The sequence below is a fragment of the Mannheimia sp. E30BD genome (assembly GCF_041807785.1).
Lineage (GTDB): Bacteria > Pseudomonadota > Gammaproteobacteria > Enterobacterales > Pasteurellaceae > Mannheimia.
On the sequence record NZ_JBGTYX010000007.1, the window covers coordinates 1 to 26,045 of the forward strand.

Sequence of the window (26,045 nt, forward strand, 5' to 3'; positions counted from 1 at the left end):
ACAAAAAAGAACGACGCACTGAACTTAAAACCTAACCGTTCACAACAGCGCGTCGTTGTGTGGGGTGCATTATAGAGAAATCTGAAATGAACGCAAGTGTTTTTTGTAAAAAATTTTAAAAAAATGGCCGCTTGCGTATTTTTACGGCAACTTGTTTATTTATTGTGAGAACTTTATTGATATTTCAGCATTCAATTTATAAAAATGTGATCTATATCACAAAATTATTTACTCTTTTGAAGTACTTGCTGTTATTATTTACTAACTCGATTAGTTATTAACTTCATATATAAGGAATAAATATGAGCCAATTAGATGAATTGCGTAAAGTAACCGTTGTTGTTGCCGATACAGGCGATATTGAAGCGATGAAGCTTTATAAACCTGAAGACGCAACCACAAACCCATCTTTAATTTTAAGTGCATCAGCATTACCGCAATATGCTCCATTAATTGAAGATGCTATTGCTTATGCAAAAGCACAAAGTAGCGATAAAGATCAGCAATTAGTTGATGCTGAAGATAAGTTAGCAGTAAATATCGGTTTAGAGATTCTAAAACTTGTTCCAGGGCGTATTTCTACTGAAGTTGATGCTCGCTTTTCTTATGATACAGAGAAAACTATCGCTAAAGCACGCAAATTAATTGCATTATATAATGATGCTGGCATCAGCAATGATCGCATTTTGATTAAAATCGCGTCTACTTGGCAAGGTATTAAAGCAGCAGAACAACTAGAGAAAGAAGGTATCAACTGTAACTTAACCTTATTGTTCTCTCAAGCTCAAGCTCGTGCTTGTGCAGAAGCAGGAGTTTACTTAATTTCTCCGTTTGTTGGCCGTATTTTAGACTGGTACAAAGCAAATGAAGGCAAAGAGTATGCTCCAGCTGAAGATCCGGGTGTAATTTCAGTAACCAATATCTATAATTACTATAAACAGCACGGCTATGATACTATCGTAATGGGTGCAAGTTTCCGTAATGTTGGAGAAATTATTGAATTAGCTGGTTGCGATCGCTTAACCATCTCGCCTTCTTTATTAAAAGAGTTACAAGAAAGCGATGAGAAATTAGTTCGCAAGTTAGATTACAAAGGCGAAATCAAACCTCGTCCAGAAAAAATGACAGAAGCTGAATTCTATTGGGAACATAACCAAGACCCAATGGCAGTTGAGAAATTAGCTGAAGGTATTCGTAAATTTGCTATCGACCAAGAGAAATTAGAAGCAATGCTTGCTGGAAAACTATAACAGTTGAATGAATGATAAAACCCACTTTAGCATTTTAGTTTAAAGTGGGTTTTCTTCTTATTGATGGATAGGTTGTAAAACTAATGATAAGTCGTTATTAATTACCTTGAATAATAAATCAATGTTTGGGTGTTTACCTACATTTTCCTTTGCATCTTCAGTATGCTCTGCAAACCATTCAAGACCTTGTTTTGCTGCAGTTGTGTCTAATTTCCCATCAAATTTCTCATAAAGTGCATAGTAGAGTTTTAGTGAGCCTAGTTTGCCTTCAATTGCTGGAATATGTTGCATTACCTCTCCGCTATTAATCACATCTAAACCTGAAAGATGATCGATGGTTGGAAAAGTTGCTAAGTAATCTTTAAATTGCATTTGGTTCTCCCTGATAAAGATAAAGGCAGATACGACATCTGCCTTTTGATTATATGCTATTATGATTAAAATTTGTAGCTTAAAGATCCGTTAATTTTACGTTCTTGCCCATAATAGCAATAAGTATCGCAAGCAGCTATATAACGGCGGTTTTCCACATTATCAACATTCACTTGTGCTGTCCAGTTGTTATTAAAGGTATAGCGAGCCATTAAATCTACTACTGTTGCTGATGGTACACAAGCATGTGAATACACGGAGTAATTTTTGGCTGTAACACTATGGCCTAGATAACGTACACCTGCTCCTATTGTTAAGCCATCAAGTACACCTTTAAAACTGTAAGTCGTTTTTGCTGCTAAGGTTGATGTTGGTATTAATGCATTACGCACATTGCCTGCTGTCGTTTCAGTATATGATTTCAAGTAAGTATAAGCTAAGACGGTATTCCAGTTATCAGTAATATTAGTATCTATCTGAACCTCTACTCCTTTCCTACGCACAGGCTCTACACTACTAATAATAGAACCCATACCTGTTGAAGAAGCCACTAACGCCCCTTTATCTTTCGCACGAAAACCCGCAATCGTAATTGTCGCATCTAACCAAGTAGGAACATATTTTAATCCCACTTTATATTGACGAGTAATATTTGGATCATAAAGAGTTTGAGTACCACTCAATCCCATTGGTAAATTAAACGATTCGCTATAGCTAAAATATGGATTTAGCCCATAAGCTCCTTCATACATAAAAGAAGCTGCATACGATGTATGATTATCTTTTACGGTTTGCGTGCTAGTGTATTCATCTTGTTTTACTCGGTCGTGCCGGACACCTAAACCTTGCACATATTTATCCGCAATACGGGCATTATTTTGTAAATAAAATCCTAATTGGCGAGCTTTAATTTGAGTTTGAGGTGCATTGCTTACATTTTGAGCCTGACCATAACCACTTGTAGCATTAATAACATTCGTTGCTGAGGTACTCCCAAATAAAGTATAAAGAGCATCAACTTTGCTATGACGATAATCTGTACCAACTACAACGGTATTTTTTAACCAATCATTTTTATAATCCCAAGCTAGACGATTATCTACTGCATTGATGAAGGCTTTACCATCATTAAATACTACACCACGATTTAACGAATATCCTGCTAAACTTGGTGAAATTGCTGTCCAATTTGCATCATAAGCACTTGGATAGGCATAAGAACCGCGATGGTAACTGGTTAAAATACTTAAACGAGTACGTTCACTAATATCCCATTCAAAACTTGGGGCAACATACAGCGCTTCATTTTTGGTTAAATCCCAATCTCCATCACGAGCACCATAGCTGGTGACAACACGGTAACGAGCAGATTGGTCAGAATTCATTGCTCCTGTGTAATCGGCAGCAAAACCATATTGAGTATGATTTCCCATATTTAGCTTGAATTCACCTGTACCAACTTTCTCTTTACTCGCTCTTTTTGTAATATAATTTACCAAACCAATCTGCTAATACCATAATTAATCCACCTAATAGAGCTGACATTAGCAATTGCTGATAAGCCTTTGTTATCCCTAAAAATCGTGCGATTTGTGGTACAAGTAAACCGATAAAACTAAGTGGCCCAATAATCAATGTGGCTAAAGCAGTTAATAATGCACTAAATAAAATCAACACCCAACGAACCTGTTTAAGGTTCAGCCCTATTGATTGAGCCACTGGAGCTTGTAAAGATAATATGTCTAACCAACGACTAAATATCAAACTAGTCAATAATAAAATAACACTCGCGATAGCAAAAGGTAAGGCAAGTTCTGCATTCACACTTTGGGTCGAACCTGATGTCCACGCAATGAGTTGATTGGCTCTTGGACCGCCAGTGGCAATAGCAATACGTTGTAAAGTATCAAAAAAGGCCGAAAGGGAAATCCCAGTCAGTAACACTGCTAATGCCCCTAAAATACCAGCGAGCCAAAAATATTCTATTTGTTGGACAGAAAACAGAAATAGCACTGCCAAAATCCCCATTGATGTACCTGAAGATACCCCAAGTAATTCAGGACTTGCCATTGAATTGAGTGTTAATCGTTGTAAAATAAGCCCTGCTATGGCTAATAAAATACCAACTGATAACACAATCAACACTCTCGGATATCGAATTTCCAGTAACACTTTTCTCCATTGCGTTTCCATTTCAATAATCGATAAACCACTATTACCATTACCCATAAATAAAGCAAGCAACACTGCTACCATAAAGCCAAATACAATCAAGGCAATTATAAGCGGTGATATTTTTCGATTATTTTGCAAATGTGTTTCTTGCACTCGCCCTGCGTGAGGCAATGCTTTAAACATTAACCACAATAATAATGGTGTGCCGAGTAAAGCAGTTACTGTCCCTGTTGGTAAGTTAATTCCTTTAAAATGAGCCAAAAGTTGCAAACATAAATCGGTAACACAAAGCAATAACGCTCCCAAAACAAAGGCAGAAATCAACTGCCCTTTCAAGGTTCTGATACCAAACTGTCGAACCATTGTTGCTGCCGCTAGCCCAATAAATCCGAGCATTCCAACTGCCGAGACCACCACTGCAATTAACAATGCTGACACCAATACGCCAACTAGCCCCAATTTCCCAACTGATACTCCTAAACTTTGAGCATTATTGTCATTTAGAGATAAAATTGTTAAAGGGCGAATTAGCACCACAACAAGTAAAAAAGCGGGTACGGTTTGGGCTATTAGCCAAAGGCTGTCTCGCCAACTTTCTTGAATAAGAGAACCGGCTCCCCATTGCGATAATCCTCTTGCCTCTTCCAGGTAAAATAGCATCATCATTGCTGAGAATGAGCCAAAGTAAAGATTAACGACTAACCCCGCTAAAATCAGTAATAATGCCGACATTGTTTTTCTCATTGCAAGACTTAATACCAATACCAAACTTAATACTGCACCAAAGAGAGCAATCACACTTGAGCCATTTTCTAACCATTGCGGAGCAAAAATCGCTGTAAGAAATAAAGCGAATTGTGAGCCACTACTGATGCCAAGTGAATAATCCGAAGCCAGAGGATTAGCTAAAACTTGTTGTAATAATAGGCTGGCAAAACCTAAAACGCCGCCAGCCAGTAACGCCATCAGCACACGTGGGAGAGTGTAGTTTTACACTAAAAGTAGATCTAAATTTTCTGTAGCTTGAAACAATGCATCAAAATGTATTTCATTCGGCAATTGAGCTTTAATTAAAATGGTAAATAATCCACAAAAAATGACCGCTAGTAATAAACCTAGCCGTAAAATAGGTTTTATCACCATACTTCGCCTCCATTTACTAAGGCTTCTGCTAACATTTCAGCAAAACGCTGTGCCGATGGGATCCCATCAAAAGTCCAGACTTCAGGCAAAATCAAGGGTGTTTTTGCCATTTCCAAACGTTGCCAAAGACTGTTATATTTCAATGCTGATGCAATATTTGCAGGATAGGGTTTAACTATCACAAATCGGCTATTTTGTGGCAAACTGGCTAATTGCGTTACATTAATTACTTCAAAACCCCAATTGTTGTACGAGCCTTGCCAACTATTTTCAAAACCGAGTTGTGAAAGTACCGTACCAAAAGAGCTATTTTTCGCATAAATTCTCAAATGACGAGTGTCAATAAACTGTACTAATGCAACAGGTCGGTTAAGATATGGCTTTACAAGCGGTCGAATTTTCTCAATTTTTTGCCAATAGCCTTGTTTGAGTGTGTGAAAGGCTTCTGTCTTTCCAACCAATTCTGCTACTTTTTCCGATGCAATCAGAATATTTTGCCACGCTCCGCCCTCACGATAGAAATCTACAATATCCACTTGCTGAGCAAAGCGTTCCAACAATGGTGTGGCTTGTATTAATAAAATGCAGTGGCTGAGCTTTCAAGCTGTGCGAAAGCAGTAATAGTTGCTCAATATTAGGCTGTAAGCGAATGCCAAGATCTTCCACCTTTTCAGGTAAAGCAGGCTCTTTTACCCATTTTTGATAACTTTCTACATCACCTACTGCAATAGGTTTTTCGCCTAATACAATTAATGTTTCGGCAACCGTCCAATCCAACGTAGCAAATCCTTTTTGCGGTTCGATTGCAAAAATAGTATTAGTAAAAAAGAGAGAAAAAACGACCGCTTGTAATAATTTCATCAGATTAGACATCAATAAAAACTCACTGGGCGTTTAGTTTTAGGGTGCTCGATCACATTAAGATCGATGCCATAAATAGATTTCAATGAAGAGGCACTAACAATCTGGTGCGAATTACCTTCTGCCAATAATCTTCCACTATGTAAAGCGATAAGATGATCACAATAACCTGAGGCTAAATTGATATCGTGAATCACAATAATAATACCTAAATTGAGTTCGTGAGCAAGTTTCTGTACCAACTGCATTACTTCAATTTGGTGAGCAATATCAAGGGCTGCAAGCGGTTCATCAAGCAAGAGGAATTGACTTTATTGGGCAAGCAGCATAGCCAGCCAAATGCGAGAACGTTCTCCGCCCGATAAAACATCAACTAGCTGATCTGCAAATTTTTCGGTATGCGTTAAGGCTAATGCTCGCTCAATGGCAGCATTATCTTGTTGCTTATTTCGACCAAATAAACCATTCCACGCATAACGCCCCATTGCAATCAGCTCACGAGCCGTTAAGTTAGTGGCTTGCGGTAAATGTTGAGGTAAATAAGCGACGTGTTTGGCAAATTCACGGCTAGACCATTCATTTAGTTCTTTTTGATTAAACGTAATTTTGCCCGACAAATAAGCGTTTTGCTTTGCCAGTAATTTGATTAAGGTAGATTTGCCCGAGCCATTATGCCCAATTAAACCATAGACTTTACCTTGCTCAAATTGCAACGAGATTGGGTGAAGTAAACGCCTATTGGGGATATCAAAGGTTACATTTTCAACGCTAAACACGTTTTTTCATTAAACGATAAATAAACTCATCTATTCTATTTAAAAACGATTAGCATTTAAACCCTTTTTATGAAGTGCCATAACAAAAAGGCTACATAAAGTGTAGCCTTTATCAATAAAATCTTAATTCCAATGAAATTGTCCATTTACTGCTGTAGCCTTGACATTAAATTGGTTATCGAAGACTGCTAAATTCGCAATTTTACCCACTTCCAATGAGCCAAGTGTATCTTCCACGCCAATCGCTCTTGCAGGATACAGTGTACTCATTCGGATTGCTTCATTGAGGCTGATATCACAATGCTGAACCACGTTACGGATAGATTCAATCATCGTAATCGCCGCACCACCTAGTGCCCCAAACTCATCGAAACATTTACCATCCTTTACGGTTACTTTTTTGCCGACAAAAATAAAAGACTCAATATCACTGCCCGCAGCGGCTACCGCATCACTCACGATCAACAATTTATCGCCTTTCGCTTTTTTCGCAATGCGGATATTGCCCCACTCAACGTGCAAGCCATCGCAGATAATACTCGCATAAATATCGCTATCTAACACAGCCCCCACAACGCCGCCTTCACGCCCGTTACTGACTGGCGACATAGCATTGTGCAAGTGTGTAGCAAAGGCTGCCCCTTCCGCAATACGCTCTTTGGTTTTCGCATAAGTGGCGTTAGAATGCCCAATAGAGACAATAATGCCTGCATCATTAAAGCGTTTAATATGATCTGCGGTTGGATTTTCTGCCGCAATAGTAATTTTAGTAATGACATCGCCATTCGCACAAAGGAACTCAAGCATTTCAGGGCTAATTTCACGGATAAACTCAGGGCGGTGAACACCTTTTTTCTCCACACTTAAATAAGGCCCTTCAAAGTGCAAGCCTAACGCTTGGTTTTTATATTTGGCTAAATATTCACGCATTACAGCAACCGCTTGCTTCATTCCCTCATCAGGCGAGGTAATGAAAGTCGGTAAATAGCTGGTTGTACCTGAACGCAAGTTCGTTTCTTGCATAATTTCAAGAGTACGAATGTTAATCTCTTCATTAAACGTAACACCGCCACAACCATTAAGCTGTAAATCAATAAAGCCGGCAGACAAATTCGCCCCACCTAAATCAATTTTTTGTAAATCTTGTGGTAAATCAGCTTCAAGGATAATCGTTTCAATTTTATCGTCTTTTACCACTAATGCGTGCTGATACAATACTTGTTCGCCTGTGTAAATGACGCAATTTGTTAAGGCATAATGGTTCATATTCTGTTCCTTTTAGGAATGTAGGGGCGTATGTCATACGCCCATTATTAATTAAAATAGGGTGTACGACGTACGCCCCTACCAATAATTAACGAGCTACGTTTTTCTCTAATTCTTTGAAATACTTAACTGTTTTAACTTTAAGCTCTTGAGTGGCTGGTTCATCACATACCACAATACCACGACGGTGTAATTGTAGGCAACTAATAGTCCAAAAGTGATTTACCGCCCCTTCCACACAAGCCTGTAAGGCTAAGGCTTTGTGATGACCTGTAACTAAAATCATCACTTCTTCTGCATCTAATAATGTACCAACGCCCACTGTTAAAGCAAATTTTGGCACTTGGCTTACATCATTATCAAAAAAGCGAGAATTTGCGATACGGGTATCTTCGGTTAAAGTTTTAATGCGAGTGCGCGAAGAAAGTGATGAAGCCGGCTCATTAAACGCAATATGACCGTCCACTCCAACACCACCCATAAACAGATGAATCTTACCATAAGAACGGATTTTTTCTTCATAGCGTTCACATTCTGCATTCACATCTTCCGCCATACCGTTCAGAATATTAATGTTTTCAAGCGGAATATCAACGTGGTCAAAGAAATGTTTGAACATAAAGCTGTGGTAACTTTCAGGGTGCTCTTTCGGCAAACCAACATATTCGTCCATATTAAACGTAACCACATTCTTAAAGCTCACTTCGCCTGCTTGGTAAAGTTTAATCAGTTCTTTATAGGTTTTTTCAGGCGTTCCCCCCGTTGGCAAACCCAGCACGAAAGGGTTTTCTTTGGTTGGTTTGAACGCATTGATACGATCGACAATATAACGAGCTGCCCAAACACTCACATCATGGTCTGTTTCTAATGGAATTAAACGCATAACATCTCCTTAAAATTCTTGAACAAATTACTTCATTTTTTACTATTTTAATGAAATATAACTTCAAATTCTATTTTTTATGCTGTTTTTGTGATCTGGATCACAGAATATTTATAGATTAAAAAAGTCAATCCTCAAAAATTATTTTTGGGATCGAGATCGAAAAAATAACTTTTCCTGCTTGATGTAAATCTCACAAATGCTATACTTTTACTTGTTTTTATATACAGTATTTTTATTATGCAAGAAATTAAACTTTTTGAACAGAAATCGGTACGCAGCCACTACGATGAAGAGAAAGACAAATGGTATTTCTCAATTATTGATGTGATTGAAGTATTGACAGAAAACGGACGTCCTCGTAAATACTAGAGTGATCTTAAAGTGAAATTAAAGAGTGAAGGTAGCGAACTGTCCGAAGAAATCGGACAGTTGAAAATGCCCTCTGCTGACGGAAAAATGCGTTTAACTGATGTGGCTGATACCGAGCAACTCTTTCGTCTTATTCAATCAATTCCGAGCCCAAGGCAGAACCATTTAAGCAATGGTTAGCAAAAGTGGGTTACGAACGCTTACAGGAAATCAATGATCCTAGCCAAAGCCTTGATCGAGCCAGAGAAAATTGGCAGAAAATGGGACAAAGTGAAAAGTGGATTCAACAGCGAATGATGGGACAAGAAACCCGCAATAAACTGACCGATTATTGGAAATCATCAGGGGTGGAACAACCACAAGATTTTGCCTTTTTAACAAATGTAATTCATCAAGAATGGAGCGGGTTATCTGTTCAAAAGCATAAATCGCTTAAAGGTTTACAAAACCAAAACTTGCGAGATCATATGACAGAAGCCGAATTGCTATTTACCGCTCTTGCCGAACTTTCTAGTCGCCAAATTGCAGAAAGTATGCAAGCCGTTGGCGTTGATGAAAATGCTCAAGCAGGAAAACAAGGTGGAAATATAGCCAAAAATGCTCGTCAGGAATTAGAAAATAAAACAGGGAAATCTGTTATTACAGGAGAGAATTTTTTTGCCACTATCTACAAACGAAGAAGAAAGCTAAATACTGATAGGTTTTCTTTTATCAACAAAGGTTGGATATACACCAACCTTTCCCTGAATATTTGCAAAAATTTACAAAAAATAGACCGCTTGTCGCCCTTAAATCGACTGTGCTGCCACCGCATTTTGATAGCCAAACTGCCGCCACGCCTCATAAACTACAACTGCGACAGAATTGGATAAATTCATACTGCGGCTGTCTTTGCACATCGGAATACGGATTTTTTGCGACATCGGCATTTCCGCCAATAACGGCTTCGGAATACCTCTGCTTTCTGGCCCGAACATTAAGAAATCGCCTAATTCATATTTCACATCGCTGTGGTTTTGTTCGCCACGAGTAGTTAAAGCAAACAGGCGTTTTGGTTTAGCTCGTTCTAAAAAATCCTCAAAGTTTTTATATTTTTGAATATTTACAAATTCGTGATAATCCAACCCAGAACGACGAAGTTTTTTATCGTCCCAGCCAAAACCAAACGGCTCAATCATATGTAAACGAAAACCACAGTTGGCACAGAGACGGATAATATTGCCGCTGTTTTGTGGGATTTCTGGTTCATATAAAACAATATCTAACATTTTTACCCTTACTCTCTCCCTTTGTGGGAGAGAAGACAGAAAAATATTTCGTTCAGAAATATTTTTCAGAGAGAGGGGCATTACAAAACTTTTAAGAAAAAGAACCACTTGCTTCCCCTCTCCCTAATTTTTCTTCTGAACGAAGAAAAATCTATCCCTCTCCCACAAGGGGCGAGGGTATTATCTATATCTATACATTCCTCACAATCCAACAATTATGAATTTGTGGATTGCGTTCAAAATCCAGCGGTAAAGTTTTATGCGAAATATTTTCCGCTGTTAAACCTAATGCTGCCAAGCCGTCAAAGTCCATTTTAAAGCCACGCTTATTATTCGAGAACACAATAGTACCATCAGCAGTTAAAATACGTTTAAGCTGTTTCATTAACTCAATATGGTCTCGTTGCACGTCCCAACTGTTTTCCATTCGCTTTGAGTTGGAGAAAGTCGGCGGATCAACAAAAATCAGCTCAAATCGCTCACGACATTCTGCCAGCCACTGCAAGCAATCCGCTTGGAATAAACGATGATGGCGGAGAGATAAATTATTCAACTCTAAATTCTGCTCTGCCCAATTCAAATAGGTGTTAGACATATCCACCGTCGTCGTTGATTTCGCCCCATTTAATGCGGCGTGAACCGTTGCTGATCCCGTATAGGCAAACAGATTAAGGAAGGTTTTCCCCTTCGCCATTTCGCCTACCATTTTACGAGTTAAACGGTGGTCGAGGAACAAGCCCGTATCCAAATAATCGGTTAAGTTCACCCAGAGCTTCGCCCCATATTCGTTCACATAGAAATAGTCGCCTTTATTGGCTAATTTTTCATATTGGTTCGTGCCTTTCTGTTTTTGGCGAACTTTCAGCACCAATTTATTCGTTTCTACCCCTGTTACATAAAGAGTTGCTGAAACGGCATCAAGCAAGCGTTGGCGAGCTTTTTGCTCGTCAATATTTTTCGGAGCTTGATACTCTTGTACCACGATGTGATCGCCGTATCTGTCCACCGCTAAATTATACTCAGGCAGATCCGCATCATATAAACGGTAGGCATCAACGCCTTGCTGTTTCGCCCATTTTTCGATCTTTTTGATGTTTTTCGCTAAGCGATTAGCAAAATCAGGAGCAACTTGAGCATTTTGCTCAAATTGTAAATTTTCGTCAAAATCTGACCGCTTGTTATGCTCGCTGATAGAATAATTTTTCTGTACACAATCGAGCGGACCATTTTTCGCCTTAAATTGACGAGCAGAACGTAAGCGTAAGCAATTTAGCAACTCAGGTTCGCCACTAAAAATTGAGGCATTCCAGCCTGCAAATTGCTGTTTTAAACGCTGTCCAAATACCGAATAAAGCGCAATTAATGCAGGCGTTGTGCCTAAACGCTCACCGTAAGGTGGGTTACAAATGACCGTGCCGATTTGGTCTGGAACTGGATTTTTCAATGCTGCAACATCGCCTTGTTGCCATTGAATGAGATGATCTACCCCTGCGTTTTTAGCGTTTTGTTTCGCTTTAGCAAGGACTCGGTGGTCAAGATCGAAGCCAAAAAATGTTTTTTGTAGGGGCGAATTACAATTCGCCTTTACATTATGAGCTTCCTCCAACACTTCACACCATAATGCCAAATTATGCCCCTTCCACGCATTAAAGCCCCAATGTTTACGGTGAAGTTGTGGGGCAATATTTGCCGCCATTTGAGCAGCCTCAATCAATAGCGTGCCTGAACCACACATCGGATCAACCAATGGCGTGCCTTTTTGCCAACCTGAACGCATCACAATGGCAGCCGCTAAAGTTTCACGCAATGGGGCTTTGCCTGTTTCCTCACGATAGCCTCGAATATGTAAGGCATCGCCACTTAAATCAAGCGAAACCACCACATTTTCACGATCTAAATAGACGTGAATACGCACATCAGGGTTATCTTTATCCACCGTTGGGCGTGCAGATCCTTTACGCTCAAAATAATCAACAATACCGTCTTTCACTCGCATCGCCCCAAATTGGGTGTTGCGGATCTCTCGGTTCGTGCCGTTAAAATCCACAAAAAAAGTATCGCGAGGATCGAACAGTTCCGCCCAATTAAATGAAACAATGGAGGCATATAAATCACTATCACTAAAAATTTTAGTTGTGATTAACGGTAGTAAAATCCGAGAGGCTAAACGGCTATGCAATAATGCTTGATATACGCCCTTTTGGGTGGTTGTAAAATGTACCCCACCCTGTGCAACTTTGCATTCTGCTTGGCAAACTTGCTCTAGCTCGGTTTTGAGCGTTTCCTCAAAACCTCGTGCGGCAGTGGCAAAATAAGTTGTTTGATTTGTCATTCTTTGTTACTCAAATAAAAATATCGCCTCATTATAGCCGAACAAGCGGTCTTTTTCTTGCAAAGTTTTGCAATTTCTTAATTACTTGAAACTTAGCCAAGATCAAAAAAGGGAGATTTATTCAATCTATAAACTTGCTATTTTGAAGCAATAATTGCAGAATTAGCCGATTATGAAGAAAGACAGGAGAAAGAAATGACAACTCCAACCACGATTTTATTAATTGATGACCACCCCTTAATGCGTCAAGGTATGCGTCAGCTATTGGAACTTGACGATCAATTTTCCGTTGTGGGCGAAGCTAGCAACGGCACAGACGGCATAAAACTAGCCTTACAACTTGAGCCTGATGTGATTATTTTAGATTTAAATATGAAAGGCATTTCAGGGCTTGATACGTTACGTTCATTACGTTCTCAAGGAGTAGATGCTCGCATTATCATACTAACGGTTTCTGATGAGCAATCCGATGTGTTTGCTTTAATGGACGCAGGTGTTGATGGCTATTTATTAAAAGATACCGATACGCCAGAGCTGTTAGACAATATCCGTAAAGCTGCCGCAGGCGAAGTGGTGTTAAACGAAACCGTTCGTCAGCACTTGCTAAACCGCCAACCAGAAAATGATCCGCTAAGCTGCTTAACCGATCGTGAGCTTGATGTTTTACAATGGATCGCAACCGGTATGTCAAACAAACAAATTGCCGCCCAGCTCTTTATTTCAGAAGAAACGGTAAAAGTACATATCCGCAACTTACTGCGTAAGCTCAATGTCCACTCCCGTGTGGCAGCAACCGTTCTCTATTTGGAGCAGCAGAAAGGCTAATCTAAAATACAGAAGAGATAAGAAATGCTGAATAACTTAACATTATTCAGCATTTTTGTTTATTGTTTGAATAGAATTCCGTAACACCAATTCTGGCTCTAGCATTATGGTTTGGAAATCCGTTGTTTGAGAGCGTATCCGCTTTAACAAGGTTTCAACCGCAAGTTGCCCTAATTCCGCTTTAGGCTGGCTGATGGTAGACAGCGGTGGTGAGAGATATTTTGCAAGTTCAATATCATCATAGCCAATAATTGAAATATCTTTCGGTACACTTAAGCCGTGCTGCCAAATGGCTTGGTAAGCACCCAGAGCGATAGTATCGCTACAGGCAAAAACTGCTGTTGGTTTCTCAGGTTGAGCAAGCAACTTATTCATTCCTTCCACACCACCTGCAAAATCAAAATGGCTTTCAATAATCCAATTTGGATTAAGCGGAATATTGGCTTCTGCTAGGGCTTTTTTGTAGCCCTCTAAACGATTTTTTGCCAATGATTTTTTTAGGCTTCCTGTAATAATCGCAATTTTAGAATGTCCTGCATCAATTAAGGTTTTTGTGGCAAGATAGCCACCAGATGTTGAATTCTCAAAGATTTTATCCGCATTTAACTCTGTAAACCACCAGTCTAAAACCACTGTTGGCAGTGGAATATTGAGGCTTTCATCAACATTTAACCTTGCATCGCCACACATTAAGAGCAAACCATCCACTTTACGTTGAATGAACGTTTGCAAATGGTGTTGTAAACGTTCCGCATCGCCATTGGTGGTAGCAATAATCAGATTATAGTGATTTTGCTGGCAATAACGCTCAACACCTGCCATCACTTCCGCGAAGAATGGGTTGCTCGTTGCGGTAACTAGCATACCGATGGTTTTAGTTTCATTCACTTTCAGGCTGCGAGCCAAGGCAGAGGGCGTATAATTGAGCTCTTTGACTACCCTCTGCACTTTTTGCCGAATTTCCTCACTTACAAATCGACTATTATTGATAACGTGAGAAACGGTCGAAGTTGAAACCTGTGCAAGCCGTGCAATATCTTTCATTGTTGCCATTTGCAAAATTTCCCTAAAAGACGACCGCTTGTTACTGCTTACTCAAAAAATCTAAGGTTTCTTGACGAGTAGGAATTGATGGCTGAGCCCCTTTTCGGGTGACGCTAATTGCGGCTGCTGCGTGTGCAAAACGAATTGCCTCATTAAGCGGTTTATCTTCCAACATTGCAGTGACTAATGCACCATTAAAAGTATCGCCTGCTGCGGTGGTATCAACGGCATTTACACGAAAACCTGCCACAATTTCCCCTTGCTCACTTTCGCTCACAAAAACGCCTTTTGAGCCGAGTGTAATTAGCACTTTTTCAATGCCTTTTTGATGGAAGGCTTGAGCTGCTTGTTTTGCACTTTCTTCATCCACGACTTTCACGCCCGTTAAAATTTCCGCCTCAGTTTCATTTGGGGTAATCATATCTAACAGACTTAATAATTTATCAGGTAATTCTCTAGCTGGTGCAGGGTTCAACACAACTTGTGTATTATTTTCTTTGGCTATTTTTGCTGCTTGAATAATCGCTGGTAAAGGGGTTTCTAGCTGCATTAATAAGCAATCTGCTTGAGCAATTTCCGATTGAAATTCCGCCACAACAGCTTCATCTAAATGTCCATTTGCTCCGGCTGAAATCACAATGCTATTTTCGCCAGATTCTGCCACTTGGATCATTGCAATGCCTGTCATTTCATTTGCTACAGATTTGATCGGTTGAGTGTTAATACCATCTTTCTCAAAAGCGGCTTTCATTGCTTTGCCGATGTCATCATCGCCAATACAGCCAATAAAAGAAACCTTCGCCCCAAGTCGAGCCGCTGCAACGGCTTGATTTGCACCTTTTCCACCATAAGCAATGTGGTAGCTATGCCCTGTTAAGGTTTCGCCTGGTTTAGCAAAATAGGGAACGGAAATAACGTGATCAGCGTTAATGCTGCCGAGAACGGTTAGGTTTTTCATATTATATCCTTGATATATGTAGGGGAGGGTCTTGTTCCCTCCCAAACAATATAACTACTACGGACAGGCACAGGACCTGTCCCTACGCTATAATTATTTTGAAATTACTTTTAAATCTACGGGGATTTTTGCTTCTACTTTTTCGCCTTTAATGACTTTATCCGCAGTTTCCACACCTAATGAACCGATTAATTCTGGTTGTTGTGCGATAGTTGCACCTAATTTGCCACTTTCAACCGCTTTTACGCCGTCATCAGTGCCATCAAAACCAACGATTAATACCTCTTTCTTCACTGCCCCCACTGCACGCAATGCACCTAATGCCATTTCATCATTTTGTGCGAAAATCGCTTGTACATCGCCTTTGCTTGATAATAAATTTTCCGTTACATTCAAGCCTTTTGTTCGATCAAAATCAGCGGGTTGAGATGCTAATACATTGAATTTATGCGCATCAATCGCTTGTTTAAAGCCCTCTCCACGCTCACGTGCAGCTGATGTACCCGCAATTCCTTCTAATTGGATAACTTTTGCGCCTGCACCCAATTTTTGTGCGATGAAATCACCCGCCATTTTACCACCAGCTACGTTATCTGATGCGATGTGGCTGACTACTTCTCCTTTGGCTGCACCACGATCTAATGTAATTACAGGGATGTTATTACGATTTGCAATTCTCACTGCATTTCCAACCGCTTCTGAATCTGTTGGGTTAATCAATAACACTTTAGCCCCACGCACGGTTAAATCTTCCACGTTAGAAAGCTCTTTTGCTGGGTCATTTTGAGAATCTAGCACCACTAATGTGTAGCCTAATTCATCCGCTTTCTTTTGAGCCCCATCTTTAAGGCTCACGAAAAATGGATTATCTAAAGTTGATACCGCTAATGCGATTGTCTCTTTCGCTGAAGCAGTTGCCGCTACAGAGAAACTCAACATAATAGCTGAAGCGAGAGTTGTTAATTTTTTCATAGAAAATCTCCTTTGAAGATGATTACACTTTTTTAGTACCTAAATAATTATCAGCTAATACGGCTGCTAAAATCACTAACGCTTTAGCAATCATCTGATAATATGAAGAAATATCCAATAAGTTAAGGGCGTTGTTTAAGAAACCAATTATTAATGCCCCAACTAATGTACCCATTACACGTCCTTTACCGCCCATTAAGCTCGTACCACCTACCACTACTGCGGCGATTGCATCAAGCTCATAAGAAACACCTGCTGTTGGCTGTGCAGAAGAAAGACGCGAAGTGATAATTAAGCCTGCTAGTGCAGATAAGAAACCACTTACAGCAAATACGAAAATCTTGATTTTATTTACATTAATGCCTGAAAGGCGGGTTGCAGATTCATTACCGCCTAAAGCGTAAATATAACGACCTATCGGTGTGTGTTTTAAAATATACCAAGCCACAGTAAATACAACTGCCATAATCCAAATAGGAAAAGGAATGCCAAATAAATACCCTGTGCCAATGAAAGAAAACGCGTCTGCTTGGTCAGAAAAACCAGTGCTGATTGGTCGTCCGTCAGTATAAACCATTGTTAAACCACGTAATAACGTCATTGTCACTAAGGTAGCAATAAAGGCTTGCACTTTGCCTTTTGCCACAATCACGCCACTCATACCGCCAAAGGCTGTTCCTAGTAATAAAACTAATGGAATGACAAGGAAAATCGGCATTTCCGACCCCACTAATGAGGCTGCCACTGCACCTGTTAATGCCAAAACCGAACCTACTGATAAATCAATCCCTGCAATTAAGATGACAAACGTCATTCCCACTGCAATAATCGCATTCACCGAAGTTTGGCGTAGAATATTTAAAATATTATCCACGCTGAAAAAATCAGGGTTAATCATTGAAACAATAATGATCAAAATAAATAAGGCAACAAAAGAGCGTTGCTCTATTAAAAATCTGCCTAGTTGAAATTTATTTGCTTGAGTTGTCATAAGAACACCTTAATTTAATACTGTATTTTTACCGATAGCTGCTGCCAGTAATTTTTCTTGAGTCGCTTCTTCACGAGAAAATTCTGCACTAATTCTGCCTTCGTGCATTACTAATATGCGATCACTCATTCCAAGCACTTCCGGCATATCAGACGAAACCATCAAAATACTTAATCCATCTTTTTTAAACTCATTGATTAATTGGTAAATCTCTTTTTTCGCCCCAACATCAACACCACGAGTCGGCTCGTCTAAAATCAACACATTCGGGCGGGTCATCAACCCTTTGGCGATTGCCACTTTTTGCTGATTACCACCGGAAAGCAGCCCGATTTGTTGCTCCCGATTCGGGGTTTTGATGTTAAACATCTCAATAAAATCATCGACCGCCAGTCTTTCTGCATCGTGTCTGATTGACCCACCTTTTGAGAAATGATCGAGAGAGGTCAAAGACATATTCTCTTTTACCGACATTCCTAAAATCAGCCCATCGCCTTTACGATCTTCTGAAATATACACAATGCCGTTATCCAATCCATCTTGCGGGCATTTATTGGAAATTGCTTTTCCTTTTAGCTCAATCGTGCCAGCCGTTTTCGGTAACGCACCATAAAGCACTTTCATTAACTCAGTACGCCCTGCTCCCATTAAGCCAGAAATGCCTACAATCTCGCCTTTGTGTAACTGGAACGATACATCATTTACACCGCTTCCACTTACATTTTTTACATCAAGAAGAAGTTCACCACGCTCTTGCTGCAAATGAGGGTATTGCTCTTCTAAGCGGCGACCAACCATCATTTCAATCAATTTATCTTCATCAATATCCGCAATCACTTGCTCGCCAATAAATTGACCATCACGAAGCACAGTAACATCATCGCAAATTTGGAAAATCTCTTTTAGGCGGTGTGAAATATACACAATGCCTCGATTTTCCGCTTTCAGCTCGTGAATTACCTTAAATAAGGCTTCGGTTTCGGTATCCGTTAAGGCATCAGTTGGCTCGTCCATAATAATCACTTTAGACTCAAAACTGAGTGCTTTAGCAATTTCTACCATTTGCTGTTCGCCAATCGATAATTCAGAACAGAGCTGATGACTGCTATGTTTCACACCAAGTCTAGCAAGCAATTTATCTGCCTCTGCGTACATTTTTTTCCAATCAATCGATCCCCAAGCGGTTCTAAATTCACGCCCAAGAAAAATGTTTTCCGCAATGGTTAAGTTACCGACTAAGTTAAGCTCTTGGTGAATAATGCTAATGCCTGCTTCTTGAGAATGTTTCGGGCCTTTAAAAGTAACTTCTTGACCTAAATAAGTGATTGAGCCTGCATCTTTACTGTAAATGCCCGTCAATACTTTCATTAAAGTCGATTTACCTGCACCATTCTCACCCATTAATGCCATTACTCGCCCTGCATACACAGATAAGCAAGCATTACTGAGAGCTTTAACGCCCGGGAAAGATTTATCAATCCCATTCATTTTTAATAAGGTTTCCATCATTCCACCTTAAAACGGTACACCTGAATATAAAATAATGTTGGCATAAGGTGAGCATTCGCCTGTACGCACAACCGCTTTGCTATAGTGTGTTTGCTCTTTGAAAATTTCGTGATTTACATAATCTACTTGAATTTTATTCTGTTGAAATTGCTCAAGTTGAGCTAAACGCTCTAACAAATCCGCTAAAATCTGCGGATTTTTTTGCTTAATTTCTTCTGCAATCAGCACTCGCTCAACAAAAAGTTCCTGTACTACCACATCAAATGTCTGTAAAAAACTCGGTACACCTGCGGTTAAAGCTAAATCTATTCTCTCCACTTCATTTGGAATAGGCAATCCTGCATCACAAATGGTTAAACTATCTGTATGACCAAGTGTGGCAATGCTGTGTGAAAGTTTTGCATTAAGATTTGTTGTTTTTTTCATCTCAATTTCCCTTTATCTCGCTTCATTATATTTGGAAAACACTCCATCGAAACGTTTCGATGAGATCATAAAAAATTTTCTGCTAACGATAAACAACCAAATTGCAAAAATGTGAAGTAGTTCAAATTATTTTGCTTTATAATAGGCAAAATCTAGTTACAAGCGGTCGGTTTTGTAAATTTTTTTGCAAATCTAACCGCTTGTTTAATTTTATTTTCTCAACACAAACTTATGGCTTTATTAATTACTCACAAATGTACTAACTGCGATATGTGCTTACCCGAATGCCCGAATGATGCGATTTCGGTGGGCGATGATATCTATGTGATCGACCCTGTATTATGTACAGAGTGTGTTGGGCATTACGACAAGCCAACCTGCCAGAAAGTTTGTCCGATTACTAACTGCATTATTACCGACCCTGATCATATTGAAACCGAAGAGCAACTTTGGGAACGCTTTGTGATGATCCATCACCCTGATAAGATATAAAAAACGGTCATATTACTATGACCGTTTCTTTTACTCGCTTTCTTCCAAACTATACGGCAGTTTTGCAATCTGTAAACTCACGCCGTTTACTCTAAATTGAGCATCAAGTTCTACATCTTTGTTTAGCACAACTTGCACCCATAGCGTGTTGTCATGCGTTGAGCTGGCTAATACTGTGCCTGTGCTTTTCCAGTTTTCGCCCAGTTGCATTTCTACTGCGGAACTTGGTTCTGGTAGAGCAACTTCGCCTTCAAATTTGCCAGCAAGGGTAAATAACGCTCGTTTATTTGCCCCACGATATTTAGCTCGGGCTACGGTTTCTTGTCCGATGTAGCAACCTTTAGTGAAAGAAATCGCATTTTCCAGTAGCTGTAAATTTGCAGCCTGTGGAATCAGCTCAAATTGGTTGGCTTTCAATAAGACAGGAACGCCGTCTTGAATGTCCATTAACGTCCAAAGGTTCTCATCAGCTGTTGTTTCAAGCACTTCGCCCCAGACAATCGCTCGAGACTGCCCTGTAGTTAAACGTAAAGCGGTCGAATTTTCGCTTAATTTTGCAAATGCTGCTTCACCTGCCATACCATAAAGTGGGTTGTCTAATTCCGTGAAGGTCACTTTTGAAAACACCGCATATTTTTTAAGTTGGGTCAAGGCTTCAGGCAATAAACTGCGGTGAATGACCGCCATAAATTTCTCATTTTCTGCACGATACAAACGCAGTAACGCACTCATTTTGCCTTTCGGATCACAATGGCTGGTTAGCGTATGTTCGCCCACCGAAATTTTTGCCACATCGCAGGTTAATTGCCCTTGCAGATATTTCTCAGCATCTACCCCTGCGATTTCAATTAAACGATACTGAGAAAGCGGCACGCAGAGATTTGGGTAGCCCTGGCTCACTTGCTTGAAATTCATTGCCATAATCTGTCCTATTCTAAATTCTGAATTTGCTCACGCATTTGCTCAATGAGCACTTTGAGTTCCACTGCAGAATTGGTTACTTCCGCATTAATTGATTTTGAGGCAAGCGTGTTCGATTCACGGTTCAGCTCTTGCATCATAAAATCAAGTTTACGCCCAACCGCACCACCTTTTTTCAGGATATTGGTGGTTTCTTTCACGTGCAGTTGCAAGCGGTCTAATTCCTCCGCCACATCAACACGTTGGGTGAGCAGTACCATTTCTTGCTCTAAACGTTGTGGATCGAGCTGTAAATTCAACTCATCAAAACGCTGTTGTAAGCGATCTTTCTGCCATTGCAAAATCTCAGGCATTAGCGCCTGTACTTTCGCCGCTTCAACCGAAATTGCCTCTAAACGCTGTTGAATTAAGGCTTGTACATTTTCGCCCTCTCTCGCACGCATTGCGATAAAGTCCGCTAAAATCTGCTCAAATCCCTCTAATAGATCTTGGGCGATTTGGTCTAAATCTTGGCTTTCATTATCCACTACACCCGGAAAACGTAATACATCAACGAGGTTGATTTCGCCTTCATTCGCCGTCTCTTTTAACCATTTTAATGATTGAACCACTTGCGTTGCGTAGTCTTTGTTTAATGCAATTTCACTGTTTTGTGTTTTGCTTAAATCAATGCGTAAACTGCACTCTACTTTGCCACGAGTTAAGGCTGAACGCAGACGTTCACGCAAGGTCATTTCAAGGTTTCGAAACTGCTCTGGCAGGCGAAAATAGGTTTCTAAAAAACGTTGATTTACCGATCGAATTTCCCACACCGCATTGCCCCACTCTTTCTTGATTTCTAAATGGGCAAAGGCTGTCATACTATAAATCATTGGTATTCCTCATATTATTGTAACCCTCTCCCCTTTGCGGGAGAGGGACAGATTTTTATTCGTTCAGAAGAAAAATCAGGGAGAGAGGAATTTGCAAAAAATTTCATAAAATCAACCACTTGTTACCCCTCTCTCTGCTTGTTTCGCCAAACGCTTCAACAAGCGCTCTCTCTCCCACAAGGGGAGAGAGTAAAAAACGATTAATAAAAGAAAAATCACATTCTACTGTTTTCTTTGTTAAAATGGTAAAAATTTTAGCAAAAAGGAAAAGAAAATGCGTCCAAATAATCGAGCAAATAACCAAGTTAGAGAAATTAAAATTACCCGTAACTATACACGTTATGCGGAAGGTTCAGTATTAATTGAGTTCGGCGAAACCAAAGTATTATGTAATGCCACGGTGGAAGAAACCGTTCCTCGCTTTTTGAAAGGTCAGCAACAAGGTTGGATAACAGCTGAATATGGAATGTTACCTCGTGCGACCCACTCTCGCACACAGCGTGAAGCCGCAAAAGGCAAACAAGGCGGACGCACAATGGAAATTCAACGCTTAATCGCCCGTTCTTTACGTGCGGTAGTAGATTTAAAAGCCTTAGGCGAACGTACTGTAACGGTAGATTGTGATGTAATCCAAGCCGATGGCGGCACTCGCACCGCCTCTATCACTGGAGCTTGCGTGGCGTTATATGATGCAATGAATAAATTAGTGGCAGACGGCATACTTAAAACCAATCCGATGAAAGGCTTGGTAGCAGCAATTTCGGTGGGGATTGTAGAAGGCGAAGCGGTGTGCGATTTAGAATATGTGGAAGATTCCAACGCTGAAACCGATATGAACGTGGTAATGGTAGAAGATGGTCGCTTAGTCGAAGTGCAAGGCACAGCCGAAGGCGAGCCATTCTCTCACGAAGAGTTACTCACTTTATTAGATTTAGCAAAACAAGGAATTAACCAGTTGGTTGATGCACAGCGTAAAGCGTTGACTGAATAATCTCTTCCCTATTAATCTTACTAAAGAATCTACATTAGGCGTAATTGCCTGATGTAGATTTTTTTATTCCCCTTACTCTTAAATAACCATTATTTTTTTATAGATATATTGCCTTCTTTTAAAAATCAATGTAAATTTCGTTTTCCATTATTTATTTATGGTTTTTACTTTTGAGGTTTGAAAAATGTTTAAGAAAAATAATCTTGCGGCTGCAGTATTTATTGCAATTAGTGGGATCAGTTATGCAAATGAAGCTGTATTGGAGACAATCAATGTTGATGGCAGCATACCTTCAACAAAAGGAAAATTACTCGGCGATGAGTTAAATAGCAATGAAGCTATTGTTGATGAAAAAAGACTAAAACAAGGTGGCGTTACCTTAGGTAATGCCCTTTCTGGTGAATTAGGGATTCACTCTAGCCAATTTGGGGGTGGAGCAAGCACGCCAATTATTCGTGGGCAAGAGAGCAAAAGAGCGAAGATCTTACAAAATAACGGTGAAAATTTAGATATGTCGGGAATGTCACCCGATCATGCAGTTACCGTTGATGCCTTACTAGCTAAACGCATTGAAATTTTACGTGGCCCAACAACCCTGCTTTATAGTGCAGGAAATACCGCTGGTGTGATTAATGTTATTGATAACAAAATTCCAACAGCCATTCCGGAAAAAGGCTATGAAGGGCAATTTGGTGTACGCTTTGGTTCAGCGAGTAAAGAGCGTTTAACCTACGGCGGTTCAACCTTTGCACTGGGTAACAATCTTGCATTGCGTGTACAAGGTATGTATAACAAAGCCTCTGCATATTATGCTCCGAATTTTACCATTGAAGGAAAACCATATCACCGAGTGCCAGACAGCGATGTGCAGTCCCAAACAGGTACAATCGGGCTTTCTTGGATTGGCGAACGTGGGCATATTGGTTTAGCCTACACCGACCGCAAGGATAAATATGGATTGGTTGGGCATACGCATAAATATGATCACCACACCATCAGTATTATTCGCCAAGCAGTAATGTTTGCGAAAGGCTATTTACGCTTCTACCCACACTTAGCAGAAGAAGGCGATATTGATTACAACAACCCGGGCATTCGTTTACTTCACACCCATATTCCTGGTGGTTCGCACTATGGGCAAGATAACCACGAGCACGGTAAACCTTGGATTGATATGCGTTCCAAACGATTTGATCTTGATGGAAGTTTAAAAAATCCACTGCCGGGCTTTGAAACATTAAAAATCTCAGGAAACTATGTTGATTACTATCACGATGAAAAAGATGGCAAACGGGTAGAGAACTACTTCAAAAATAAAGGTAAAAACTTACGCCTTGAGCTTGTGCATAAAGAATGGAATGGCTTGAAAGGGGCTGTTGGTGTGCAATACACCGACCAATTAACCTCCGCATTAGCCCTTGAAGCCTCACGAGCAGCAAGAGTGTTTAATAAGCAACCTTTACTTAATAACCCAAAAACAAAATTGTGGAGTGTGTTTGCGATTGAACGCTTAAACTTAGGCGATTTTACCTTTGAATTAAGTGGGCGAGCGGAACGCCAAAAAATTTCAATGGATTATGATGTGAAATTAATTGACCGTTGGTTAGGTTTCAACACTCCAATGCCAAATCTAGATCCGCACAAAGATAAGGGTTACTCCTACGGATTTGCAACCCATTGGTATTTTGCCCCGAACCATAAACTTACGTTAAATGCCGCTCATCAAGAGCGTTTACCGAATGCACAAGAACTCTATGCTCACGGTAAACATATTGCCTTAAATGCCTTTGAAGCAGGCAATAAAAACTTAACAAAAGAACGTTCTAACCAAGTTGAGCTTTCATTAGCCTATGTTGGTGATAAATGGGATTACAAATTTAATGTATTCCACACTCGTTACGGTAACTATATTTACCCATTAACCCTTAACGATAATCGTGGGCCGAAGTCCTTTACCGATGAATATAACTTAAAAGTAAATCGTTACTATCAAGGAGAAGCACGCTTTAGCGGCGTTGAAGGAGAAATTGGTTATCTATTTACACCAAATTATCGCTTAGCCGTATTCGGGGACTATGTTCGTGGAAAGTTAGTCAACTTACCTAATATTGCAATGAGCTACAATATTTGGACAGGTGAAGTTGACAAATGGGCATCTCAGCCGGATATTTCTGCACCTCGTATACCACCATTACGTTTAGGAGCAAGATTTAATGCAAACTTCAACCAAAACTGGTCTGGAATGCTTGAGTATTACCGTGTTTTCGATCAAAACAAGGTTTCAAAATATGAACAGCCAACAAAAGGTCATCACCAAGTTAATCTCGGTGTAACTTACAGCAATCAGTTTAATCAGACGGATTACCAAGTTTTCCTGAAAGTGGATAATCTGCTCAATCAGAAAATGTACCAACACGCCTCTTATCTACCACATATCCCACAAATGGGTAGAAATGCAATGCTTGGTTTAAATGTAAACTTCTAATTGCAAATTTTTGGCAAAAATTATTCACAATTCTTGTAAGGATTGCTCACAGCTTTGCTGCCGTAGGCTTTGCCAACGTTCAAAAGCGATGCTTTTTGTAACCGCTTGTAAAGATTAATTACAAGCGGTTATTTTTCTACATTTTTTACCAATTACAGATCGTCGATCACCAGATAAATTTTATTCACCGGGCCGTGTACACCAACAACTTTAATCAACTCAATATCTGCAGTAGCAGAGGGACCTGAGATAATGTTCACACAAGATGGCATTCTTTCACCTCGTTGTGCTTTTTCATGCAGGATTTGAGCTAATTGTGCCACACGAGGTAGCACTGTGCTTTTGCGTAATACCACCACCGATTTTTCAGGCAGTAAGCTCACCGAACGACCGAACTCTTTATCAGAGAATAACACTATACCGCCAGACTCCGCCAATCCATATTCGCCATATACCACACCTATATTTGCATTTTGTGCTTTCTCGAAGTTAGTTTCTGATTGGTTGAAATCCCAAATATAGCTGTCTTCGTACTTCGCTTGAATAGCTGAAGTGATACCCAGATCTTTTAAACGTTGATCGTTATTGATGATCACACTTGCTCCCCCATATTTTTCGCAGATCTCGATGATCAATTTAGGTACATCTGCTTCTTTCGTCTCTATAACATCTGCCATCATTACTCGAGCAAAGTCAATAAACTCTTGGCAAAGTTGTGGTTGAACAAGATCAGTTAAACGTGTAATAGCGTGGTTATTTTCCAACACAGGCATTGGTTCAGGCACATTCTGGCGTGGTCTACCCATACGCTGTGCTAATTTATTTAAGAAATTTTCACGATTTTGTAAATCCATCTTAATT

The 26,045-nt window shown here is 39.9% G+C and carries 22 protein-coding genes and 3 pseudogenes; 7 read left to right on the forward strand and 18 right to left on the reverse strand.

Features of this window, described 5'->3' with window-relative positions:
- Positions 1-302 precede the first annotated feature (302 nt).
- The gene (gene tal, locus ACERCG_RS05965) at positions 303-1,250 is read left to right on the forward strand and encodes a transaldolase (RefSeq protein ID WP_373611139.1); all 948 of its coding nucleotides are present in this window, start codon (positions 303-305) and stop codon (positions 1,248-1,250) included.
- Between the two features lie 57 nt (positions 1,251-1,307).
- Here tal and ACERCG_RS05970 read toward each other — a convergent pair whose 3' ends face one another.
- The 7 genes and pseudogenes from ACERCG_RS05970 to nagB form a co-directional block, all read right to left on the reverse strand.
- Positions 1,308-1,622 (reverse strand): DUF2322 family protein, encoded by a 315-nt coding sequence (locus tag ACERCG_RS05970; protein ID WP_373611140.1) that lies wholly within the window; start codon positions 1,620-1,622, stop codon positions 1,308-1,310.
- 65 nt (positions 1,623-1,687) lie between these two features.
- A complete protein-coding gene (locus tag ACERCG_RS05975) occupies positions 1,688-3,055 on the reverse strand; it encodes a TonB-dependent siderophore receptor (protein ID WP_373611246.1) in 1,368 nt (455 codons plus the stop codon).
- A gap of 58 nt (positions 3,056-3,113) precedes the next feature.
- Positions 3,114-4,937, reverse strand: a pseudogene (gene fhuB, locus ACERCG_RS05980) (Fe(3+)-hydroxamate ABC transporter permease FhuB); the annotation flags it as partial.
- Positions 4,934-5,813: pseudogene (locus ACERCG_RS05985) on the reverse strand (iron-siderophore ABC transporter substrate-binding protein). The pseudogenes fhuB and ACERCG_RS05985, both read right to left, overlap by 4 nt.
- Positions 5,813-6,577 (reverse strand): annotated as a pseudogene (locus ACERCG_RS05990) (ABC transporter ATP-binding protein). The pseudogenes ACERCG_RS05985 and ACERCG_RS05990 overlap by 1 nt, the downstream one beginning before the upstream one ends.
- A gap of 123 nt (positions 6,578-6,700) precedes the next feature.
- Complete coding sequence (nagA, locus tag ACERCG_RS05995) at positions 6,701-7,843, reverse strand: N-acetylglucosamine-6-phosphate deacetylase (RefSeq protein WP_373611141.1); 1,143 nt, start codon at positions 7,841-7,843, stop codon at positions 6,701-6,703.
- A gap of 88 nt (positions 7,844-7,931) precedes the next feature.
- Complete coding sequence (gene nagB / locus ACERCG_RS06000; protein ID WP_373611142.1) at positions 7,932-8,726, reverse strand: glucosamine-6-phosphate deaminase; 795 nt, start codon at positions 8,724-8,726, stop codon at positions 7,932-7,934.
- Between the two features lie 240 nt (positions 8,727-8,966).
- Between nagB and ACERCG_RS06005 the strand changes: the two genes are divergently transcribed.
- Entirely contained in the window at positions 8,967-9,098 is a 132-nt protein-coding gene (locus ACERCG_RS06005) for a phage antirepressor protein (RefSeq protein ID WP_373611143.1), read from the forward strand.
- A gap of 185 nt (positions 9,099-9,283) precedes the next feature.
- On the forward strand, positions 9,284-9,970 hold the full coding sequence (locus ACERCG_RS06010) for a hypothetical protein (RefSeq protein WP_373611145.1): 687 nt from the start codon (positions 9,284-9,286) through the stop codon (positions 9,968-9,970).
- On the opposite strand, the gene trmL is transcribed toward ACERCG_RS06010, so the two are convergent.
- Complete coding sequence (trmL, locus tag ACERCG_RS06015; protein WP_373611146.1) at positions 9,887-10,366, reverse strand: tRNA (uridine(34)/cytosine(34)/5-carboxymethylaminomethyluridine(34)-2'-O)-methyltransferase TrmL; 480 nt, start codon at positions 10,364-10,366, stop codon at positions 9,887-9,889. The two genes, ACERCG_RS06010 and trmL, sit on opposite strands and share 84 nt — an antisense overlap.
- 190 nt (positions 10,367-10,556) lie before the next feature.
- Entirely contained in the window at positions 10,557-12,698 is a 2,142-nt protein-coding gene (rlmKL, locus tag ACERCG_RS06020; RefSeq protein WP_373611147.1) for a bifunctional 23S rRNA (guanine(2069)-N(7))-methyltransferase RlmK/23S rRNA (guanine(2445)-N(2))-methyltransferase RlmL, read from the reverse strand.
- Between the two features lie 195 nt (positions 12,699-12,893).
- Here rlmKL and ACERCG_RS06025 point away from each other — a divergent pair, with 195 nt between their 5' ends.
- Positions 12,894-13,523, forward strand: coding sequence for a response regulator (locus ACERCG_RS06025; protein ID WP_373611148.1), 630 nt, complete (start codon positions 12,894-12,896; stop codon positions 13,521-13,523).
- A gap of 42 nt (positions 13,524-13,565) precedes the next feature.
- On the opposite strand, the gene ACERCG_RS06030 is transcribed toward ACERCG_RS06025, so the two are convergent.
- The 6 genes from ACERCG_RS06030 to rbsD form a co-directional block, all read right to left on the reverse strand.
- On the reverse strand, positions 13,566-14,576 hold the full coding sequence (locus ACERCG_RS06030; RefSeq protein ID WP_373611149.1) for a substrate-binding domain-containing protein: 1,011 nt from the start codon (positions 14,574-14,576) through the stop codon (positions 13,566-13,568).
- A gap of 31 nt (positions 14,577-14,607) precedes the next feature.
- Positions 14,608-15,525 (reverse strand): ribokinase, encoded by a 918-nt coding sequence (gene rbsK / locus ACERCG_RS06035; protein ID WP_373611150.1) that lies wholly within the window; start codon positions 15,523-15,525, stop codon positions 14,608-14,610.
- 93 nt (positions 15,526-15,618) lie between these two features.
- A complete protein-coding gene (gene rbsB, locus ACERCG_RS06040; protein WP_373611151.1) occupies positions 15,619-16,497 on the reverse strand; it encodes a ribose ABC transporter substrate-binding protein RbsB in 879 nt (292 codons plus the stop codon).
- A gap of 22 nt (positions 16,498-16,519) precedes the next feature.
- Positions 16,520-17,488, reverse strand: a complete 969-nt coding sequence (rbsC, locus tag ACERCG_RS06045; protein ID WP_373611152.1) for a ribose ABC transporter permease — start codon at positions 17,486-17,488, stop codon at positions 16,520-16,522.
- Positions 17,489-17,497: 9 nt separating this feature from the next.
- A complete protein-coding gene (gene rbsA, locus ACERCG_RS06050) occupies positions 17,498-18,994 on the reverse strand; it encodes a ribose ABC transporter ATP-binding protein RbsA (RefSeq protein ID WP_373611153.1) in 1,497 nt (498 codons plus the stop codon).
- A 9-nt stretch (positions 18,995-19,003) separates the two neighbouring features.
- Positions 19,004-19,423 carry a D-ribose pyranase gene (rbsD, locus tag ACERCG_RS06055; RefSeq protein WP_373611154.1) on the reverse strand — a complete coding sequence of 140 codons (420 nt, stop codon included), beginning with the start codon at positions 19,421-19,423 and terminating at the stop codon, positions 19,004-19,006.
- Positions 19,424-19,654: 231 nt separating this feature from the next.
- Between rbsD and ACERCG_RS06060 the strand changes: the two genes are divergently transcribed.
- Positions 19,655-19,915: a YfhL family 4Fe-4S dicluster ferredoxin gene (locus tag ACERCG_RS06060; protein ID WP_334255928.1), complete on the forward strand. Its 261-nt coding sequence runs from the start codon at positions 19,655-19,657 to the stop codon at positions 19,913-19,915.
- A gap of 30 nt (positions 19,916-19,945) precedes the next feature.
- Here ACERCG_RS06060 and ACERCG_RS06065 read toward each other — a convergent pair whose 3' ends face one another.
- On the reverse strand, positions 19,946-20,836 hold the full coding sequence (locus tag ACERCG_RS06065; RefSeq protein ID WP_373611155.1) for a folate-binding protein: 891 nt from the start codon (positions 20,834-20,836) through the stop codon (positions 19,946-19,948).
- An 8-nt stretch (positions 20,837-20,844) separates the two neighbouring features.
- Positions 20,845-21,708, reverse strand: a complete 864-nt coding sequence (locus ACERCG_RS06070; protein WP_373611156.1) for a YicC/YloC family endoribonuclease — start codon at positions 21,706-21,708, stop codon at positions 20,845-20,847.
- Positions 21,709-21,982: 274 nt separating this feature from the next.
- On the opposite strand from ACERCG_RS06070, the gene rph reads away from it, so the two are divergent.
- Together rph and ACERCG_RS06080 are read left to right on the forward strand one after the other, a co-directional pair.
- Positions 21,983-22,699, forward strand: coding sequence for a ribonuclease PH (rph, locus tag ACERCG_RS06075; RefSeq protein ID WP_373611157.1), 717 nt, complete (start codon positions 21,983-21,985; stop codon positions 22,697-22,699).
- Between the two features lie 184 nt (positions 22,700-22,883).
- Positions 22,884-25,184, forward strand: coding sequence for a TonB-dependent receptor (locus tag ACERCG_RS06080; protein WP_373611158.1), 2,301 nt, complete (start codon positions 22,884-22,886; stop codon positions 25,182-25,184).
- A 152-nt stretch (positions 25,185-25,336) separates the two neighbouring features.
- On the opposite strand, the gene ACERCG_RS06085 is transcribed toward ACERCG_RS06080, so the two are convergent.
- Positions 25,337-26,038 (reverse strand): lactate utilization protein C, encoded by a 702-nt coding sequence (locus ACERCG_RS06085; protein WP_373611159.1) that lies wholly within the window; start codon positions 26,036-26,038, stop codon positions 25,337-25,339.
- Positions 26,039-26,045 lie beyond the last annotated feature (7 nt).

Excerpts from the sequence above, each read along its gene's own strand:
- rph (WP_373611157.1), top strand. The coding sequence starts at position 21,983 with ATGCGTCCAAATAATCGAGCAAATAACCAAGTTAGAGAAATTAAAATT.
- ACERCG_RS06065 (WP_373611155.1), bottom strand. The coding sequence starts at position 20,836 with ATGGCAATGAATTTCAAGCAAGTGAGCCAGGGCTACCCAAATCTCTGC.
- ACERCG_RS06060 (WP_334255928.1), top strand. The coding sequence starts at position 19,655 with ATGGCTTTATTAATTACTCACAAATGTACTAACTGCGATATGTGCTTA.
- rbsK (WP_373611150.1), bottom strand. The coding sequence starts at position 15,525 with ATGAAAAACCTAACCGTTCTCGGCAGCATTAACGCTGATCACGTTATT.
- tal (WP_373611139.1), top strand. The coding sequence starts at position 303 with ATGAGCCAATTAGATGAATTGCGTAAAGTAACCGTTGTTGTTGCCGAT.
- trmL (WP_373611146.1), bottom strand. The coding sequence starts at position 10,366 with ATGTTAGATATTGTTTTATATGAACCAGAAATCCCACAAAACAGCGGC.
- ACERCG_RS06005 (WP_373611143.1), top strand. The coding sequence starts at position 8,967 with ATGCAAGAAATTAAACTTTTTGAACAGAAATCGGTACGCAGCCACTAC.
- rlmKL (WP_373611147.1), bottom strand. The coding sequence starts at position 12,698 with ATGACAAATCAAACAACTTATTTTGCCACTGCCGCACGAGGTTTTGAG.
- ACERCG_RS05975 (WP_373611246.1), bottom strand. The coding sequence starts at position 3,055 with ATGGGAAATCATACTCAATATGGTTTTGCTGCCGATTACACAGGAGCA.
- rbsC (WP_373611152.1), bottom strand. The coding sequence starts at position 17,488 with ATGACAACTCAAGCAAATAAATTTCAACTAGGCAGATTTTTAATAGAG.
- nagA (WP_373611141.1), bottom strand. The coding sequence starts at position 7,843 with ATGAACCATTATGCCTTAACAAATTGCGTCATTTACACAGGCGAACAA.
- ACERCG_RS06030 (WP_373611149.1), bottom strand. The coding sequence starts at position 14,576 with ATGGCAACAATGAAAGATATTGCACGGCTTGCACAGGTTTCAACTTCG.
- nagB (WP_373611142.1), bottom strand. The coding sequence starts at position 8,726 with ATGCGTTTAATTCCATTAGAAACAGACCATGATGTGAGTGTTTGGGCA.
- rbsD (WP_373611154.1), bottom strand. The coding sequence starts at position 19,423 with ATGAAAAAAACAACAAATCTTAATGCAAAACTTTCACACAGCATTGCC.
- rbsA (WP_373611153.1), bottom strand. The coding sequence starts at position 18,994 with ATGGAAACCTTATTAAAAATGAATGGGATTGATAAATCTTTCCCGGGC.
- ACERCG_RS06080 (WP_373611158.1), top strand. The coding sequence starts at position 22,884 with ATGTTTAAGAAAAATAATCTTGCGGCTGCAGTATTTATTGCAATTAGT.
- rbsB (WP_373611151.1), bottom strand. The coding sequence starts at position 16,497 with ATGAAAAAATTAACAACTCTCGCTTCAGCTATTATGTTGAGTTTCTCT.
- ACERCG_RS06085 (WP_373611159.1), bottom strand. The coding sequence starts at position 26,038 with ATGGATTTACAAAATCGTGAAAATTTCTTAAATAAATTAGCACAGCGT.
- ACERCG_RS06070 (WP_373611156.1), bottom strand. The coding sequence starts at position 21,708 with ATGATTTATAGTATGACAGCCTTTGCCCATTTAGAAATCAAGAAAGAG.
- ACERCG_RS05970 (WP_373611140.1), bottom strand. The coding sequence starts at position 1,622 with ATGCAATTTAAAGATTACTTAGCAACTTTTCCAACCATCGATCATCTT.
- ACERCG_RS06025 (WP_373611148.1), top strand. The coding sequence starts at position 12,894 with ATGACAACTCCAACCACGATTTTATTAATTGATGACCACCCCTTAATG.